Consider the following 15,575-nt stretch of genomic DNA (forward strand, 5'->3'; position numbering starts at 1 on the left):
CAGTAGAACTATCTGGCAAAAGGGGAGTAAAAGAAGTAGCCTTCATGAACGCGGCAGAAAGGAAGAGGGGGAAGGCTATACTTTTTGTTTAACCCTTATTTCTTTTTTTATGAAGTCAAAAGTTCTACTACAGTTGATTGCAGTACTCACCGTAGGGCAATTTTTATTCTCTTGCAGTACTGCAGAGTACTACCGCTTCTCGGCTACCAAGCCAGACTATTACCAGAAAACAAAAGCCAAGCCGGCAGCCACCCCAGAGATGGAGCAAGCCGCCCCAGCCCCGGCTGCTGAGCAGCTGGCCTCTGTCACAGAGAGTCAATCACTGCTAGAGGCAGAAGCCCATCTGGAAGCCAGTGCCGAAGCCCCCAAGCCTGTGCTCTTTGAAAAAAGAAACCTTTCTGAAAGCAAAGCCCCACTGGTGAAACCGGCTGTTGCCCCGGCTGAGAAGAAAACTATCAAGGAAGAAGAGGTGCTGGTGATGGCCAAAGAAAAACTGGCTTCCATGACCAAAGCAGAGAAACGCGAATTCAGGAAAGAGGTAAAAAATACCCTTCGTGATGCCAATGCCTCCAGCAATATTCTTATGATTATACTGGCTATTCTGATACCGCCGTTGGCCGTTGGTCTGTATGAAGGCATCACTTCCCGCTTCTGGATCAGCCTTTTGCTTACCCTGCTATTCTACATACCAGGTATGATCTACGCCCTGTTAGTGGTGACTGATACCATCTAGTGATATTGAAATCTATGCGAACAAAAAAAGGGTAGGCATATCATAGCCTACCCCTTTTTTTGTTCACGCAGCTATGGGTTAGAATTGCTCCAGGGTAAAACTTATCCTAACAAGAAGGCCCGGCAGATGTAGTCTGCCGGGCCTTCTTGTTAAGAAGCTGTCTCATCAATGGTTTATACCCAATGCCTTTTTCTGTTTTTAGCCTGCTTTTCTAAAAACAGGCCAAAAACAAAAGACAATATTTGTGTTGTAGAAAGCTGCAAGTCCTACCGAAGTGGTTAAGAAATGACTTCTAGTTTAATTTGATTGCCAGTGGTTAGAAAATGAACTACAAGGGGGCGGGATTTATAACCACTGCAAAAGAAGCGTTCCCCTTTCATAAATTTACTGCAAAGAAACAATGAGGTGGGGCTGCTAATTTTGGGCAATTGCCCTGGCCAGCATCTTCTTGTGGAGGCTCTCTAACAGGTTGTCTATAAAAGTGGTGGCCTGTAGCTGTATCTCATGTAATTTTTCAGCAGGTATCTGGTCTTTTTTATCATTCTCCCCGTTGATCAAAAGCTGTTCGGCGGGAAACGCCTTCCTTTTTTTACCCAGTACTTGAAAATCTTTGAGCTCATATCTGTAGGTGCTCTCTTTCAGTACGCTGCTTTCTACCACTGCAAGGTTCATGGTGAAATACAACGGATACCGCTGCTCCACCCCCAGTGCATCAACATATTTAAGCACAGTATGAAAGGTGCCGGTATAGGTGTTGGATTCTGGGTGAAAGGTAAAGCCATGGGCTTTTTCTTTATTTTCTTTGAGCCATTCTTTGACTTTCGGCTTCAGGTCATAGTCAATTTTGACCGTATCTCTTTTATTCCCCCTATAGACAATGTGGTTCTTTTTCCCTTCCACCGGAAAATCCTGGCAGAGGGCTGTGAAGGAGGCGACAAGTGACAGAAACAGTGTAATACTCTTTTTCATAGCAGGTACATGTTTGGCCTAAACAAGTTATGTGCTAGGTGCTTACGGGAACCCAAAGACTATGTTCGTTTCTGTCAGGAATGGTGACGTTGGCTTAGGGTGCAGGTTGATGACAGAACCCTGCTTTAAGAAATGGGTGGTCACAAAGGGTTTCTGCTTTGTTGTCTAGGTAATTTTGTGGAGTGGTTCGCTCCGTTTTACGCAACGTTCACCCATCTGGTATAGCTTCTACAGAGTGCAGGAACAATTTGCGGTTTTAGAGCTGCATTGGGCAATCACTATTGGCAACATAAGAAAGAGGGGTAGAGACACTGCCTGCTTTTAAAGATTACCGGTTTCAAGGCACAGGAGGCTGGAGAGGTATTCTGTTTTCGGCCTGTTTTTCCAAAAACAAGCCGAAAACAGAAAGCCTTTTCCTTTGAAAAAGAAAAAATAAGTCTGTTCAGGTTTTCTTAGGTGCGGGAAGGGGCCAAGCAGAATCCTGCCTTCCCGCTTTTATCACATTTTGTGTGCTGCTACCAGACTTGCCGTACAGGCAGAGCCTCCCGCTGACTAGTTTTAAAACTATATGCCAAAAAAGCTCTTACCCAGGGAAGAACATCTGAAAACAAACCCCAGATGGCTGCCCTTCCCTGTCACAGATCTGGATGGTGCCCCCCATGCGCTCTGTGAGCGATTTTGCCGTTGCCAGGCCTACTCCCACGCTTCCTTCCTTTAGATTGGATTTGCTTCCCAGGGTTTCGAAAAGAAGAAATACCTTTTCCCTGAACTCAACCGGTATGCCGGGGCCATTGTCACCTACGCTTAGGTGGAACCCGGCCTCTGCCGGTATATAGTCAATCTGGATTTCTCCCTGCGGCTTGTCATTGTACTTGATGGCATTGGTGACCAGGTTCTGCAGGATCTGGTAGAGCCCCAGCCGGAAGCAGGACGGGCGAGGGTGGTCTGTGGGGTAATGGATGGTAAAATGTGCCGGTGGTTCACAATGATCAAGCACCTCCTGAATAAGCAGGGTAAGATCAACCTCTTCTTTCTGGTGTACCTGAATGGTGGTGGCCTTTGAATACTGCAAGATCCCTTCAGTGAGGTGGTGCAACTGGTTAGAACGTTTGTTGATCAACGTGAGGTACTCCACTCCCTGTTCATCCAGTTTTTCCCTGTACTCTTCCAGAAGCCAGCCAGAAAGGGCATTGATTCCCCTGAGCGGTGTTTTCAGGTCATGGGAAACCCTGTAGGAGAACTCAGACAGGTTCCTGTTCAAGATGCTGATCTCACGGTTCAGTAACTCCAGCCTCCGGTTCTTTCTCCGGAGTTCCATTTGCCCCATTACCTGATTGGCCAGGGCTTCCAGGGCTTTTATCTGATCCTGGGTCAACTCCCTCGCCTTGGTGTCAATTACGCAGATGGTGCCCAGTGGCAGGCCCTCAGGGGTGTTTAACACCACCCCGGCGTAGAATACAATTTTGGGGTCTTCAGCCACCAAGGGGTTGTCATAAAAGCGTTCATCTTTGGTGGCGTCTGTCACCACAAAAGGGCCTTGGGCATTGTTGATGGCGTGGGCACAGAAGGCCAACTCTCTGGGGGTTTCTCTTACCTCTAACCCCTGTGCTGATTTGAACCACTGCCTTTTTGCGTCTACTAAGGTAATGAGGGAGACAGGGGTCTGGCAAATGACCGTGGCTATCTTTGTCAGCTCATCAAAATCCTGTTCTGGGAGGGTATCTAACAGATCATATAGATACAAGGCTTCCAGTCTCTCTATTTCATTTTCAGGAATGGCAGGTAAGATCATATGGGTGACCTAATTGGCACCTAACTGTTCTGGTAAAGTAGCCAGTGGCGTGTAGGTGAGTAGTAAGACATTTGTATCAATAACTTTATTCTTCACCGGTTTAGTCTCTCTCTGAGGTAGCCGGAAGGCTGGAGGGTGGCCACTATGTACTGTTTGGCAAACGGTATAAACAATAGAACCTGGTTCGTATGTAAAGTATTAGGGGAAGCAGGTGAGCGCTTGGTGCTGCAGACGCGGTTTATAACTTGAAGGTAACTCCTCCTAAAGTATAAAAGCAATAGGGCATGTGCGTTTACAGGCCCCGTTGCAGCAGGTAACAATAGTGTCCATCAGTTTCTCCCATTGCCGTAAAGGCAAAATTAAGAATTTTGGGGAAGAACCGTATAAATAAAGATTTCTGAAACAACGTTTAATCCTAAAAAAGAGTAAAAGTGAAGAACCATTTGCTGTAAGCTGGTAAAAATGGAGAAAGAATTACGGGAGTTGTAAATTTTCTTGGAGATGGAACGATTAAACTGCGTACTATTAGTGGATGATGACAATTCTGCCAATTTCATCAGTAAAAATGTGATTGACAAGCTTGACTGCGCAGATCAGGTACTGGTAGCCCATAATGGGAGGGAGGCCTTGCACATGATAACAGAAAGGTGTGTGACCCAACCCGCAGATGACTGCCCGCAACTCATCTTTCTGGACGTGAAGATGCCCGTCATGGACGGTTTTGAATTTCTGAGGGAATTTGAGGGGATGAACCTGCAGGCAAACAGCCGCCCTATCATCATCATGTTGACCACCTCCACCAATCCGGTAGATGTACAATTGGCCCAGCAGTTCAAAATTGCAGAATTCCTGAACAAGCCCTTAAAGAGAGAAAAGCTGGCGCAGCTTCTTGACAAATACTTTAAGTTTGATGCCTCCTCCAGCCTTCAGGCCGTAACCTAGGCAGGGGCAGAGAGGCTTAGTTGAGGCTGATAAAATCCAGTACCTTCTCCTTGGTGAGGGGTTTTAACAGATAAGCCGCCACCCCCAGCCGTGATGCCCGCTCCTGGTAAGTCCGGCTGCCGTAGTAGCTCAAAACCACAACTTTAGGTTCTACCGGCCCGGTTAACTTCAGTTTGCCCATTTTCTCCAGAAACCCAAATCCGTCTTCTTCTGGCATTCTTATGTCCAGCAAGATCAGTTCTGGGAATTTGGCCGTTCCTGCGCGTTCTTTCAGAACCTTTAATGCTTCTGAAGCAGAAGTGGCCGTTGTTACTTTACTGCCCATACCCATGCTCTGGAACAAGTCCTGAATGAGGTACAGACTAGAGGTGTCATCATCTATGACCAGAATTTCACCAACATCAACGGTAGCTCCAGGGGAATTTATTTTTTTTAATGCAGGCATAGAGGGGAACAGGTGGTATAACCAAAGGTAAAGATTCAGTAGAAACAAACCTAGGCAAAATAAATAATTGATTCTTAGCAACCAGGTTGTCTCAAAAATAGTAATAGTCCTATACTTATAGATTTCTATTTACAGGCATTGAAAACAATGTAAAATCAAGCATGATTACGTTTACGTCCGGGTAGTGAAAAGCCGGGTCTTTTCACGGAATGATAAACAGCTAGTATTCATGCACTAACCATTAACGAAAGATGAAACGTGATGTGAGCGTCTTCCATTCTACACTGGTAGAGCGGGTGGCAGAGACTTTTGGGCAGGCATATTTTATTTATGATGTCACTGGCAAGCATTTCAGGTACTTGAACAGGGCGTTCTATACGTTGTTTGGGATACCCGAAGCTACTACCCCTGATGTACTCCAACTGCTGGGGCAACTGCATGAGGAAGACAAGGTCTTCCTTTTTGAAAAATACGCAAAACTGCTGGACACCAAAACACAGGAAGCCGTGGAGTTCAGGGTTAACGCGCCTTACCAGGAGACTAAATGGGTCTGCCTGAACTGCCAACTGCTAGAAGAGGGGCAAGGGGTTTTGCTTTCTGGTTTTGCTGAAGACATTACTGTCCACAAAGAGTATCAGGCAAATCTGCTTAAATTCAACTCAAAGAAGAACGCCACCCTTGAAATTCTCTCACATGACCTTGCCGCCCCTTTCACCAACATAGAGGGTATGGTAGAACTGCTGGAGGGGGAGTTGCTGCAGGGCTCCGGGCCAAGTGCAATGAACCTGGTTCAGTTTATCAAAGACAACGCCAAGAAAGGATCTGATCTGATCAGGGATTTCATTGACAATGAGTTCCTGGAGTCTTCCCAGATTGTACTGCACAAAGAGCGGGTGAATATCTGCCAACGCTTGCAGATCATGATTGAAAACTACCAGCAGATGGGGGAAAGCCTGCTGGCCAAGAACTTTGAACTGGTGTTGCCAGGTGAGCCCGTATATATGTACCTGGATGTCATGAAAATGATGCAGGTCTTCAACAACCTAATCTCCAATGCCATTAAGTTCACGTATGACCAAGGCACTATCAGTGTGGCAATAGAAGACAAGGGAGATTCTGTACTGGTGGCCGTAACCGATGATGGGATAGGAATTCCAGACAGTTTGAAGCCAAATCTCTTTGACAAGTTTACCTCTTCCCGCCGGGAGGGCATCAAAGGCGAGAAGAGCATTGGGTTAGGCATGTCTATCATTAAAAAGATAGTAGAACTGCACAACGGGAAAGTCTGGTTTGAAAGCACCGAGGACGCCGGCTCCACCTTTTATGTGGAAATACCCAAAGAATAATTCTCTGGTAAGAGGTGTGTGGCAATTCCTGTTTTCGGCCTGTTTTTGGGAAAACAGGCCGAAAACAGGAATTCTGCGTTAGGGGAGACTGGTATGGGTTTAATCAGCTGGTCTTTCCCTGTGCACATCCCTACTCAAACATGCAGGTTAGCTCAGTAAGACAACTTTGTTGTTTCTGTATATGTCTATCCCCACCCGGGTGAGGTGCTTGATACTGATCCTGACTTCATACTGGGCAATTTCACCGTTTTCTTCGCGCTCAAACCGGTGGTTCTCACCCAGAAGCGACTTCTTCTCTGAAACTATTTCGCCGTTGTACTTGATGGTTTCTTGCCCGGTAAAAGAATTGTCTACTTCTATTCTTACCTGGTCAGATAGATTGAGGGTCAAAACATTCATAAGGATAAAAATATGTAGTTTGTAAAAGCAGGTCTCTGTAAGGCGCGCGCCGCTTTGATAGGTGCTGCCGCGTTAGCGGTAATTTCTCATCTGGTATTTCATGTAAATCAGTATATAACCCCACAGGCGAACGCAACTGCTTTACCTGAGTAAAAAGTCAATTTATTGGTAAATCAGCTTTTTACAGGTTTCATATTCTTGTTTTGTGAGTTTGTAGCTGCTTTCAGACGTGTCTGGGTGAAGCTGCTCTAACATGAATTGGTTTACCCGTTCATAGTCGGTGACCAGGCCCCACAGAAAGTTGAGTGTGAGCTTTTCGTCATCGTCCATGTGCTTCACAAAGACCGGCCTCACCTTGTTGCTGTCCATCTTCACCAGGGCAAGAAAGGCAGAACATCTCACACCGGCATTGTCACTGTCAGTAAGGCCCACCAGCGCTTTGTCAGACAGTTTCTTGAGGAGTGATTTGCCTTTCTGCTGCGTTTTAGAACCTTCATTGGTGGCGGTTTGCGGGGAAGAAGAAGTGCTTTGCCCCTGGGAGGCTAAAATAAAAGGCGGAAATAGAAAAATGAAGAGTAAGATACGTATTCTCATGCTAATCAAAAACATACTGTCTGGTTCAGCTCCTACTTCTCCTAAGAAAACTATTCATCTGGCAGGAGGCTGTCCCAGCTTTATGGTTTAGGTCTGTAAAAGGTGCCCAACAGAAGTTTCTTCTTTCTTGGCGTTGCCGAAGAATAAGTCTCTTGCCTTCAAAATAGAAGCTGGCAGTCTTTCCCTCTAATGTAAAGAAAAAACAGGAAGGAAGCGGGGAAACACAAAAAAAAGACCTCGTGGCAGCTCCTCCGCATTAAGAATGTCTCCCTCTTGGAAGTGTTTTTAAGAACTTACTTTTTGTAGAATGCAACAACCGTTGGCCATTTTTCTAAAAAGGATGTACTCATTTGCTGTAAAAGAGGTTGATGCGCCGGAAGAACTCAGTCCTCCAGAATGCTTCCGCAGCAGGGGGTAAGGGGTGAAGCATTCTTTTATATTCAATCCAGGAAGTGGAGCTGATTGCAGCCTGCCACTGTCGCTTCAATTGTCTGGTAAAATGGATGCAGGTTTTAAATAAAAATCTAAAACCTGCGGAGATAAAAGCCCGGTTCATTTTCTCCTGATTACCCAGGCAGAATGATTTATAAAAGAAAATCCCCTCAAGACTATTTGTCTAAAGGGGATTTTTTTGTGGCCACGCCTGGAATCGAACCAGGATCGAGAGCTTCGGAAACTCCAATACTATCCGTTGTACTACGTGGCCCGGTATTGCAGGGGCAAAAGTAGGAAATGCCTGCGTAGGATAAAAGTCTCTTTTCTGTTTTTTGCCTGTTTTCGTAAAAACAGCCCTAAAACAGCAGATATACTTTTCTTGCCAACATTTAACGCGTAAAATAGGTTATACTAACACAAACCAGAAAGAACACCACAACACTATGAAAAGACTGTACACGGCGGAAGTGACCGCCACCGGGGGCCGCAACGGCCAAGTGAAATCATCTGACGGAATCATTGACATGCCTGTACGCCTCCCAGAGGGTTTGGGCGGAAAAGGCGGTGCCACCAACCCGGAGCAACTGTTTGCAGCGGGCTATGCGGCCTGCTTCCAGAGCGCGCTCATGCTCATTGCCGGACAGCAGAAAATCAGACTGGATGAAAACTCCACCGTGACCGCCCACGTGAGCCTTGACCAGATGGACAACGGCGGGTTCGGGTTGGCCGTGCAGCTGGATGTGAAAATTGACGGCGTAGAGAAAGCCAAAGCCCAGGAGTTGGTGGAACAGGCGCACCAGGTGTGCCCGTACTCGGTAGGAACCCGCGGCAATATAGACGTGCAGCTGAACGTGCTGTAAATAAGTGCTGAGTCATAGGCGCGAGGCTTGAGTTAGAAATATTATCTGTAGAGACCAGGCACTGCCTGGTCTCTAACGCATGCTGTTTTTGGCCTGTTTTGGCCAAAACAGGCCAAAAACAGAAAAGCCTTCCCATTGCTGAGAAGGCTTTTCTTGATGAGTGAAGGCATATTGCTTAGGCAACCTCGGCCAACACGTCTTTTACTTTCTGGGCGGCTTCTTTCAGGGCTACGGCCGAGTACACTTTCAGGCCAGACTCGTCAATGATGCGGGCACCTTCCTCGGCGTTGGTTCCTTGCAGACGCACAATGATCGGCACTCTGATGTCGCCAATATTCTTATAGGCTTCCACCACACCATTCGCCACACGGTCGCAACGCACAATACCCCCGAAGATGTTGATCAAAATCGCCTTCACGTTAGGGTCTTGCAGAATCAAACGGAATCCGGCTTCTACGGTCTGCGCATTGGCCCCGCCTCCTACGTCCAGGAAGTTGGCCGGCTCACCGCCCGACAGCTTGATGATGTCCATGGTAGCCATGGCCAAACCGGCACCGTTCACCATACAGCCCACGTTTCCGTCCAGCTTCACATAGTTCAGGTTGCTTTTGCTGGCTTCTACTTCCAAGGGGTCTTCCTCCAGGATGTCGCGCATCTCAGCCAGGTCTTTGTGGCGGAACAGGGCGTTGTCATCTAAATCCACTTTGCCGTCAACGGCCAGAATCTTGTTGTCTGAGGTCTTCAACACCGGGTTGATCTCGAACATGGAGGCGTCTGTGTCTACATAGGCTTTATAGAGGTTGGTCACAAACTTCACCATCTCCTTGAACGCCTCGCCCTCTAACCCGAATGCGAACGCGATTTTACGTGCCTGGAAGCCTTGCAGGCCAACTGCCGGGTCAATCCACTCCTTAAAGATTTTATCTGGCGTATGCTCGGCCACTTCTTCAATGTCCATGCCGCCCTCGGTAGAGGCCATGATTACGTTCATGCCTTTGGCGCGGTCCAATAAGATAGACAGGTAATATTCTTTGGGCTCAGAGTCGCCAGGGTAGTAAACGTCCTGCGCCACCAGCACCTTGTGTACTTTCTTTCCTTCGGGGCCGGTTTGGTGGGTCACCAGCTGCATGCCAATGATTTGGCCGGCAATCTCTTTCACCTGCTCCAGGTTTTTGGCCAATTTCACCCCGCCGCCTTTGCCACGGCCGCCCGCATGAATCTGGGCTTTAATCACATGCCAGCCAGTGCCGGTTTCCTCGGTTAAACGCTTTGCCGCCTCTACCGCCTGCTCGGGGGTCTCAGCCACAATGCCTTCCTGAACTCGAACGCCGTAGCGCTTCAGAATGTCTTTCGCCTGGTACTCGTGTATATTCATGAGGTTAGGTTGATGTTTTTAGGTGCACGAAAGTAAGGCTTTCGGGAGTCTTTTCAAAACATGGCTGCGTTTTGAAAAGACTCCCGAAAGCGTCCTGAGTGCTGCGTCTGGAGTCCTGCGTCTGGAAGAAACGGTGAAAGGAGGATTTAGACAAAGGAGCGCCTTTCCGTTTTTGGCTCATTTTCCTGAAAACAGGCCAAAAACGGAAAGGCGCTTACCCGCTCAGGACTCCAGACGCAGAACTCAGGACTGATTTTTCCCGTTCACGGGAAGAAAATCAGGCAATTTGCAAATACCGCCTGTTCCCGCTTCTTTTGCAGAACCCATGAGTACAGAAAAACCAGTATTGCTAGAGGCCCGCGGGCTGTTCAAGAGTTACGGCACGTTGCCGGTGCTAAAAGGAATTGACCTCACCATTGGTGAGGCCGAAGTGGTGTCTATTGTGGGTGCCTCGGGGGCCGGCAAGAGCACGCTGCTGCACCTGTTGGGTACCTTAGACGCCCCAGACGCGGGCGATGTGTACCTGCACGGGCAGAAAATCTCCGGGATGAGCAACAAAGAGGTGGCCCGGTTCCGGAACCGCAACATTGGCTTTATCTTCCAGTTCCACAACCTGCTGCCCGAGTTCACCGCCCTGGAGAACGTCTGCCTGCCCGGTTTCCTGGCCGACCGCCCCGAGAAGGAGGTGGAGCAGCGCGCCAAAGAGCTGCTGGAGATGCTGGGCCTGGGGCACCGCCTGGACCATAAACCCTCAGAGATGAGCGGGGGCGAGCAGCAGCGCACTGCCGTAGCCCGCGCCCTGATCAATTCGCCCAAGCTAATTTTCGCTGATGAACCCTCTGGCAACCTGGACTCCAAAAACGCCGACGAACTGCACCAGATCTTCTTCAAGCTGCGCCAGGACCTGGGCCAGACCTTTGTGCTGGTAACCCACAACCCCGCCCTCGCCGACATGGCAGATAGAAAGCTTACCATGAAAGACGGCTTCCTGCTGCAGCCGGAAGAGGTAGAGTAGAACTTTCCGTTTCCGGCCTATTTTTCGCAAAACAGGCCAAAAACACCACCGTAGAATTTTCCTTTTCCGGCGCCGTTTACGCAAAACCGCCCAGAAAAGGAAAAGCAGAATTCCCTCTCCCTGGAGGGAGAGGGCTAGGGTGAGGGGCAGCAGTGGCAATGAAACAGAGGCATTTGAGAAAACTAGTCCCTGCTTAGGAACTTGCTTCTGCTCTGCTGCTGTGTTTACCATTTAAACGGTGATTCCCTCATCCTAACCTTCTCCCAGAGGGAGAAGGAACACCGTAGTTTTCAGGTTGAAGCATTTTTGTTAATGGCTGGCTTATTTTATTGGCTGCTCTTAGGTTCACTGGTATTCCTGCCAAACGCATCTTCAATGGCCCACAACACCCGCTCCACGTTCTGGTAAATCTCTTCATTGGTGAACCGGAGCACCTTGTATCCTTGCCCATGTAGCCATTGGTCCCGCTCATTATCTGCCATCTGGGTGCCTACGTTATGATGGCTTGCGCCGTCCACTTCAATCAATAAGTGCTCCTCTAAGCAGATAAAGTCAACAACATAAGGCCCCACGGAATGCTGCCGCCGGAACTTACTTTTGGCCAGCTTCCGGTCGCGCAAGCCTTGCTACAAAATGGTCTCCGCCGCCGTAGCGTTTCGCCTTAATTCCTTCCTGAAATCCTTTTTTTCCATCTCTAGCTATACGACATAGCCGTTTCTAAAGGAGTGGCAGTGTCCCTTCTCCCTTGAGGGAGAAGGTTAGGATGAGGGTGTTGCTCATATGGCAATATTAAGTATTCATAACGCCTACTAATTGATTGACAGATAATTTATTTTGCTAAATAAAATTTAGCAAAAGGTTGTAACTTGTTGATAGCCAGTGCTAAAAATTACTGTAAAATCCATCCCGATGGGCACTTTTACCCCCATGCCTCTGTTCTGTATCTGAACTGAAACAACAGATAATGCAGACGAAAGTGAATCAAGCAGAAAACAGCGAAAAAGGGTTGAAGAAGCATAAAATAGAGAGCTTTGATATCTCCCGGTCTGACGAAACCATGCACCTGGCCGTAGACCTGGCTAAGTTTATCAAAGAGAACCGCCTCTTCCAAAACATACAGGGCAAAGAATACGTGAACGTGGAAGGCTGGCAGTATGCCGGTTCCCGCCTGGGTATTCTGCCGGTGGTGGAGGAGCTTACCAATATGAGCGACAGCGCCGAAATCAAGTACCTGGCCAAGGTAAATCTGTTGAACCTGCGCACCGAGCAAGTGGTGGGCGCCGGATTCGCCATCTGCTCCAACAAGGAGCAAGGCCGCAAGTACTATCAGGAATATGCCATCGCGTCTATGGCCCAGACCAGAGCCATTGGCAAAGCGTACCGGAATGCCCTGGCCTGGATTATCAGAGCCGCCGGGTATGAGCCTACGCCCGCTGAGGAGATGGACTACCAGGGCAACGTAACCGAACAAAAGAATGAGCCTGCGGCAAAACAGGCAGCACCGGCCAAAACCATGAAAGCCGTTCCGGCTGAACCGGCCGCTGAAGCCAAGCCTACCGCCGCCCCAGTGCCCGCCGCTGAAACTCCGGCAGCCGAAGAAGGGGCTGTGAAATATGCCACCGCCAAACAGAAGGAGGAAATCATCAGGCTGCTGAACAACCCGGTGATTACCCGTCAGGAGAAAACCAAGATGCTCCTGAACATCAACAAACTGGATGAGGAGCGCGCCAAGCAGTCTATCCAGAAGCTGCGGAAAGTCATTGAAGACCGCGAGCAGGAGCAGGCTGCCGCCGCCTAAGATTTATAGTGAGTGATTGAATGTTCAGAAGCCCGGCCCATGGTCGGGTTTTCTGTTTTCGGGCTGTTTTTTGAAAAACAGGCCGGAAACGGCTTGAAGTAAAACCTAAATTAGAAGTTCTTTTTCTTCTTTTCGTTTGAGGTGCATTCCCATTGTTCTAACGTACCAAGGTTCTGCTCCAAAACCATTTTTTTCGCCCTGGTTGGAGATATCACCAACCAGGGCAGCGGTTGCAGTCAACAAAGCGAAAAAGGATATGCTCAATAAGATATCACCATATCCTGTCTATTGTCCTCCTATTGTCATCCTGAAAGGATCTCGGTGGCGAACGGGAAAAGCCCATCTGCAAATGCATTCTTAGTTCGCCCACTAGTTTCTTCCAGAATGACAAGTGAGAGAGTTGCTTCCTTTTCTCAACCCCAATTTTTTGGCGCGGAAGTTCTTCCTGTGCATTTTATGCAAATAAAACGCTCTTCCGGATTGATAACCGGAGGTAAATACCCTGAGGTTTTGTAGTCCCCGAAGTTCGTTTTCTGCCGGAACACGCTTCGCGGATTGCAGATCCGCTAGTTAAGATAGTTAGGGATTAGAAATCCCTAACAGCGATGACTGTAGAGGGCCGAGCAGCAGAACAGAAACGAACAGAAGCCATTTTCCCGTTTTCGGCCTGTTTTCAGAAAATAGGCCGAAAACGGGAGTGTAAATTCCCAATCTTCATAACGTGCCAGAAACTTCCGCGGTAGCGGGTAAAAGCATCTGCAAAACAACAAGCAAGAATTTGCAAGTTGCAATTCACTATTTTTGGGCGACGTATGGCAGACATCCATCAAATTCTGAAGCAGTATTGGGGCTATGAGACTTTTCGGCCGGGGCAGGAGGAGATCATTACCTCTGTGCTTAAGGGCCAAGATACGCTGGCCATTTTGCCTACCGGCGGGGGTAAGTCGGTGTGTTTTCAGGTGCCCGCCCTGGCCCAGGAGGGAGTGTGCGTAGTGGTGAGCCCGTTGGTGGCGCTCATGAAAGACCAGGTGGAGAACCTGCGCAAGCGCGGAATTTCGGCGGCCGCCCTGCACGCGGGGCAGCCCGAGCGGGAGCGGGACCTGATTCTGGACAACTGCGTGTACGGCACCACCAAATTCCTGTACGTGTCACCGGAGCGGCTGCAGACCGAGCTGTTTCTGGAGCGGGTAAAGCGCATGACTGTGAATCTGCTGGCCGTAGATGAGGCGCACTGTATCTCGCAGTGGGGGTATGATTTCAGGCCGCCCTACCTGGAGATAGCCAAACTGCGCGAACTGTTGCCCCAGGTGCCGGTGCTGGCCTTAACCGCTTCGGCCACGGAGGCCGTCAAAGTAGATATTCAGGAGAAACTGCAGTTTAAAGAGCCGCAGGTGTTCCAGCAGAGCTTCGCCCGTAAGAACCTATCTTATTCTGTTCTGCCCACTGAAGACAAGGAGGGGCGGCTGCGCGAAATCCTGCAGAAAATGCCCGGCACGGCCATTGTCTACGTACGCAACCGCCGCCGCACCGTTGAACTGGCCGACTGGCTCAAGCGGCAGGGCATTAAAGCGGCAGCCTACCATGCCGGCCTCCCGTTCCAAACCCGCACTGCCGCGCAGACTGACTGGATTCAGGACCGCGTACGGGTAATAGTGGCCACCAATGCGTTCGGGATGGGGATTGACAAGCCAGATGTGCGGCTGGTGGTGCATTTAGACCTGCCAGATTCGCTGGAGGCGTATTACCAGGAGGCGGGGCGCGCGGGGCGCGATGGCAAATACAGCTACGCCACCGTGCTGTTGGGCCCCGAAGATGTTTCGCTCCTGATCAGGAAAACCGAGGAGGCGTATCCGCCCCTGGAAACCCTGAAGCGGGTGTACCAGGCGCTGGCCAATTTCTACCAGCTTGCCACCGGCAGCGGCGCCTTCCAGTCATTTGACTTTGATCTGGCCGAGTTCAGCCGCACGTACCAACTTTCTCCGGTAGAGGCGCATTACGCTTTGAAACAGCTGGAGGGAGAGGGGCTGCTGCAGTTGAATGAAGGCTTCTACAGCCCGTCAAAAGTCAGTTTTCTGCTGGGGCACAATGAGCTGTATGAGTTCCAGATTCTGAATGAAACGCTGGAACCGCTCATTAAGGGGCTGCTGCGCCTGTACGGCGGCGAGATGTACACGGGTTTTGTGAAGATTTCAGAGGCGGGCCTGGCCAAGCACCTGAACCAGCCGGAGAAAGCCATTCGGCAGCAGCTGCAGCATTTGCACCAGCGCAAGGTGCTGGTCTATGAGCCCCAGCATGACGGCCCGCAGGTGCAGTTCACGGCACCCCGGGTTGAGGCTGCCAGTCTGCCCTTAGACCAAAAGCGCCTGAACCAGTTCAGGGAGCGGGCGCTGCAGAAGGCACAGGCGGTGGTGGGGTATATGCAGAACGTGCAACAGTGCCGAACGCAGCAGATTTTGGCCTACTTTGGGGAGAAATCAACAGAGAACTGCCGCATCTGTGATTATTGCCTGGCCGAAAAAAAGAAGAATAGATTAGCTGACAGTAAGCTGCACCTGGAGGCGAGGGTCCTGAGTTACCTCAAGAAAGCCCCGCTGCACCCTAAATCGCTCGCCCTGCATTTCAGCACGTCTGAGCAGGAGGTGCTGGGAGACCTGCTGCAGGAGATGCTGGAGAGCGGGCTGATCAGGTACGCCTCAGATGGCAATCTGGTGAAAGAGGAGTAAGGTGTCTCTATCTGTTTACTTATGTTATATAGCTAATTTCAGACTTCTATCTTTTCTCTAGCTGACTCCTTTGACAGATTTCTAAAATCCTTATTTTATTCATAGTACCTGGTTCACCATAAAACTATTTGTGTTTCTGTAATATTCAG

At 49.3% G+C, this 15,575-nt stretch carries 14 protein-coding genes and 1 tRNA gene; 7 read left to right on the forward strand and 8 right to left on the reverse strand.

The genetic code is table 11. From position 1 onward, the window contains the following. The first annotated feature begins 109 nt into the window (after positions 1 to 109). Complete coding sequence (locus FHS90_RS22390) at positions 110 to 733, forward strand: YqaE/Pmp3 family membrane protein (RefSeq protein ID WP_241498967.1); 624 nt, start codon at positions 110 to 112, stop codon at positions 731 to 733. Positions 734 to 1,147: 414 nt separating this feature from the next. Here the strand turns inward: FHS90_RS22390 and FHS90_RS05550 are convergent, their stop codons facing one another. Then, on the reverse strand, positions 1,148 to 1,702 hold the full coding sequence (locus tag FHS90_RS05550) for a hypothetical protein (protein WP_182512292.1): 555 nt from the start codon (positions 1,700 to 1,702) through the stop codon (positions 1,148 to 1,150). A gap of 583 nt (positions 1,703 to 2,285) precedes the next feature. Further along, positions 2,286 to 3,494, reverse strand: coding sequence for a GAF domain-containing sensor histidine kinase (locus FHS90_RS05555; RefSeq protein ID WP_182512293.1), 1,209 nt, complete (start codon positions 3,492 to 3,494; stop codon positions 2,286 to 2,288). A gap of 501 nt (positions 3,495 to 3,995) precedes the next feature. Between FHS90_RS05555 and FHS90_RS05560 the strand changes: the two genes are divergently transcribed. Beyond that, complete coding sequence (locus tag FHS90_RS05560; RefSeq protein WP_182512294.1) at positions 3,996 to 4,436, forward strand: response regulator; 441 nt, start codon at positions 3,996 to 3,998, stop codon at positions 4,434 to 4,436. Positions 4,437 to 4,452: 16 nt separating this feature from the next. On the opposite strand, the gene FHS90_RS05565 is transcribed toward FHS90_RS05560, so the two are convergent. Further along, positions 4,453 to 4,881, reverse strand: a complete 429-nt coding sequence (locus tag FHS90_RS05565) for a response regulator (protein WP_153042875.1) — start codon at positions 4,879 to 4,881, stop codon at positions 4,453 to 4,455. 251 nt (positions 4,882 to 5,132) lie between these two features. Between FHS90_RS05565 and FHS90_RS05570 the strand changes: the two genes are divergently transcribed. After that, on the forward strand, positions 5,133 to 6,227 hold the full coding sequence (locus FHS90_RS05570; RefSeq protein ID WP_182512295.1) for a PAS domain-containing sensor histidine kinase: 1,095 nt from the start codon (positions 5,133 to 5,135) through the stop codon (positions 6,225 to 6,227). 147 nt (positions 6,228 to 6,374) lie between these two features. Here FHS90_RS05570 and FHS90_RS05575 read toward each other — a convergent pair whose 3' ends face one another. From FHS90_RS05575 to FHS90_RS05585, 3 genes are all read right to left on the reverse strand, one after another. After that, the gene (locus FHS90_RS05575; RefSeq protein ID WP_066838602.1) at positions 6,375 to 6,626 is read right to left on the reverse strand and encodes a hypothetical protein; all 252 of its coding nucleotides are present in this window, start codon (positions 6,624 to 6,626) and stop codon (positions 6,375 to 6,377) included. A gap of 162 nt (positions 6,627 to 6,788) precedes the next feature. Then, positions 6,789 to 7,220 carry a HEAT repeat domain-containing protein gene (locus tag FHS90_RS05580; RefSeq protein ID WP_153042842.1) on the reverse strand — a complete coding sequence of 144 codons (432 nt, stop codon included), beginning with the start codon at positions 7,218 to 7,220 and terminating at the stop codon, positions 6,789 to 6,791. 634 nt (positions 7,221 to 7,854) lie between these two features. Continuing rightward, positions 7,855 to 7,926: transfer RNA gene (locus FHS90_RS05585), tRNA-Arg, on the reverse strand. A gap of 172 nt (positions 7,927 to 8,098) precedes the next feature. Between FHS90_RS05585 and FHS90_RS05590 the strand changes: the two genes are divergently transcribed. Continuing rightward, complete coding sequence (locus tag FHS90_RS05590) at positions 8,099 to 8,515, forward strand: organic hydroperoxide resistance protein (protein WP_066838606.1); 417 nt, start codon at positions 8,099 to 8,101, stop codon at positions 8,513 to 8,515. 175 nt (positions 8,516 to 8,690) lie between these two features. On the opposite strand, the gene sucC is transcribed toward FHS90_RS05590, so the two are convergent. Beyond that, positions 8,691 to 9,890: an ADP-forming succinate--CoA ligase subunit beta gene (gene sucC / locus FHS90_RS05595; RefSeq protein WP_066838608.1), complete on the reverse strand. Its 1,200-nt coding sequence runs from the start codon at positions 9,888 to 9,890 to the stop codon at positions 8,691 to 8,693. Positions 9,891 to 10,215: 325 nt separating this feature from the next. On the opposite strand from sucC, the gene FHS90_RS05600 reads away from it, so the two are divergent. Then, entirely contained in the window at positions 10,216 to 10,905 is a 690-nt protein-coding gene (locus FHS90_RS05600; protein ID WP_182512296.1) for an ABC transporter ATP-binding protein, read from the forward strand. 326 nt (positions 10,906 to 11,231) lie between these two features. Here FHS90_RS05600 and FHS90_RS05605 read toward each other — a convergent pair whose 3' ends face one another. Further along, positions 11,232 to 11,525: an endonuclease domain-containing protein gene (locus FHS90_RS05605; protein WP_220482994.1), complete on the reverse strand. Its 294-nt coding sequence runs from the start codon at positions 11,523 to 11,525 to the stop codon at positions 11,232 to 11,234. 344 nt (positions 11,526 to 11,869) lie between these two features. Here FHS90_RS05605 and FHS90_RS05610 point away from each other — a divergent pair, with 344 nt between their 5' ends. Next, a complete protein-coding gene (locus FHS90_RS05610) occupies positions 11,870 to 12,703 on the forward strand; it encodes a hypothetical protein (protein ID WP_066838612.1) in 834 nt (277 codons plus the stop codon). A gap of 812 nt (positions 12,704 to 13,515) precedes the next feature. Beyond that, on the forward strand, positions 13,516 to 15,426 hold the full coding sequence (locus tag FHS90_RS05615; RefSeq protein ID WP_182512297.1) for a RecQ family ATP-dependent DNA helicase: 1,911 nt from the start codon (positions 13,516 to 13,518) through the stop codon (positions 15,424 to 15,426). Positions 15,427 to 15,575 lie beyond the last annotated feature (149 nt).

This window comes from Rufibacter ruber (genome assembly GCF_014138425.1).
Taxonomy (GTDB): Bacteria; Bacteroidota; Bacteroidia; order Cytophagales; family Hymenobacteraceae; genus Nibribacter; species Nibribacter ruber_C.

Coding starts and splice junctions, on each gene's coding strand:
- FHS90_RS22390 (WP_241498967.1), top strand. CDS start 110: ATGAAGTCAAAAGTTCTACTACAGTTGATTGCAGTACTCACCGTAGGG.
- FHS90_RS05550 (WP_182512292.1), bottom strand. CDS start 1,702: ATGAAAAAGAGTATTACACTGTTTCTGTCACTTGTCGCCTCCTTCACA.
- FHS90_RS05555 (WP_182512293.1), bottom strand. CDS start 3,494: ATGATCTTACCTGCCATTCCTGAAAATGAAATAGAGAGACTGGAAGCC.
- FHS90_RS05560 (WP_182512294.1), top strand. CDS start 3,996: ATGGAACGATTAAACTGCGTACTATTAGTGGATGATGACAATTCTGCC.
- FHS90_RS05565 (WP_153042875.1), bottom strand. CDS start 4,881: ATGCCTGCATTAAAAAAAATAAATTCCCCTGGAGCTACCGTTGATGTT.
- FHS90_RS05570 (WP_182512295.1), top strand. CDS start 5,133: ATGAAACGTGATGTGAGCGTCTTCCATTCTACACTGGTAGAGCGGGTG.
- FHS90_RS05575 (WP_066838602.1), bottom strand. CDS start 6,626: ATGAATGTTTTGACCCTCAATCTATCTGACCAGGTAAGAATAGAAGTA.
- FHS90_RS05580 (WP_153042842.1), bottom strand. CDS start 7,220: ATGAGAATACGTATCTTACTCTTCATTTTTCTATTTCCGCCTTTTATT.
- FHS90_RS05590 (WP_066838606.1), top strand. CDS start 8,099: ATGAAAAGACTGTACACGGCGGAAGTGACCGCCACCGGGGGCCGCAAC.
- sucC (WP_066838608.1), bottom strand. CDS start 9,890: ATGAATATACACGAGTACCAGGCGAAAGACATTCTGAAGCGCTACGGC.
- FHS90_RS05600 (WP_182512296.1), top strand. CDS start 10,216: ATGAGTACAGAAAAACCAGTATTGCTAGAGGCCCGCGGGCTGTTCAAG.
- FHS90_RS05610 (WP_066838612.1), top strand. CDS start 11,870: ATGCAGACGAAAGTGAATCAAGCAGAAAACAGCGAAAAAGGGTTGAAG.
- FHS90_RS05615 (WP_182512297.1), top strand. CDS start 13,516: ATGGCAGACATCCATCAAATTCTGAAGCAGTATTGGGGCTATGAGACT.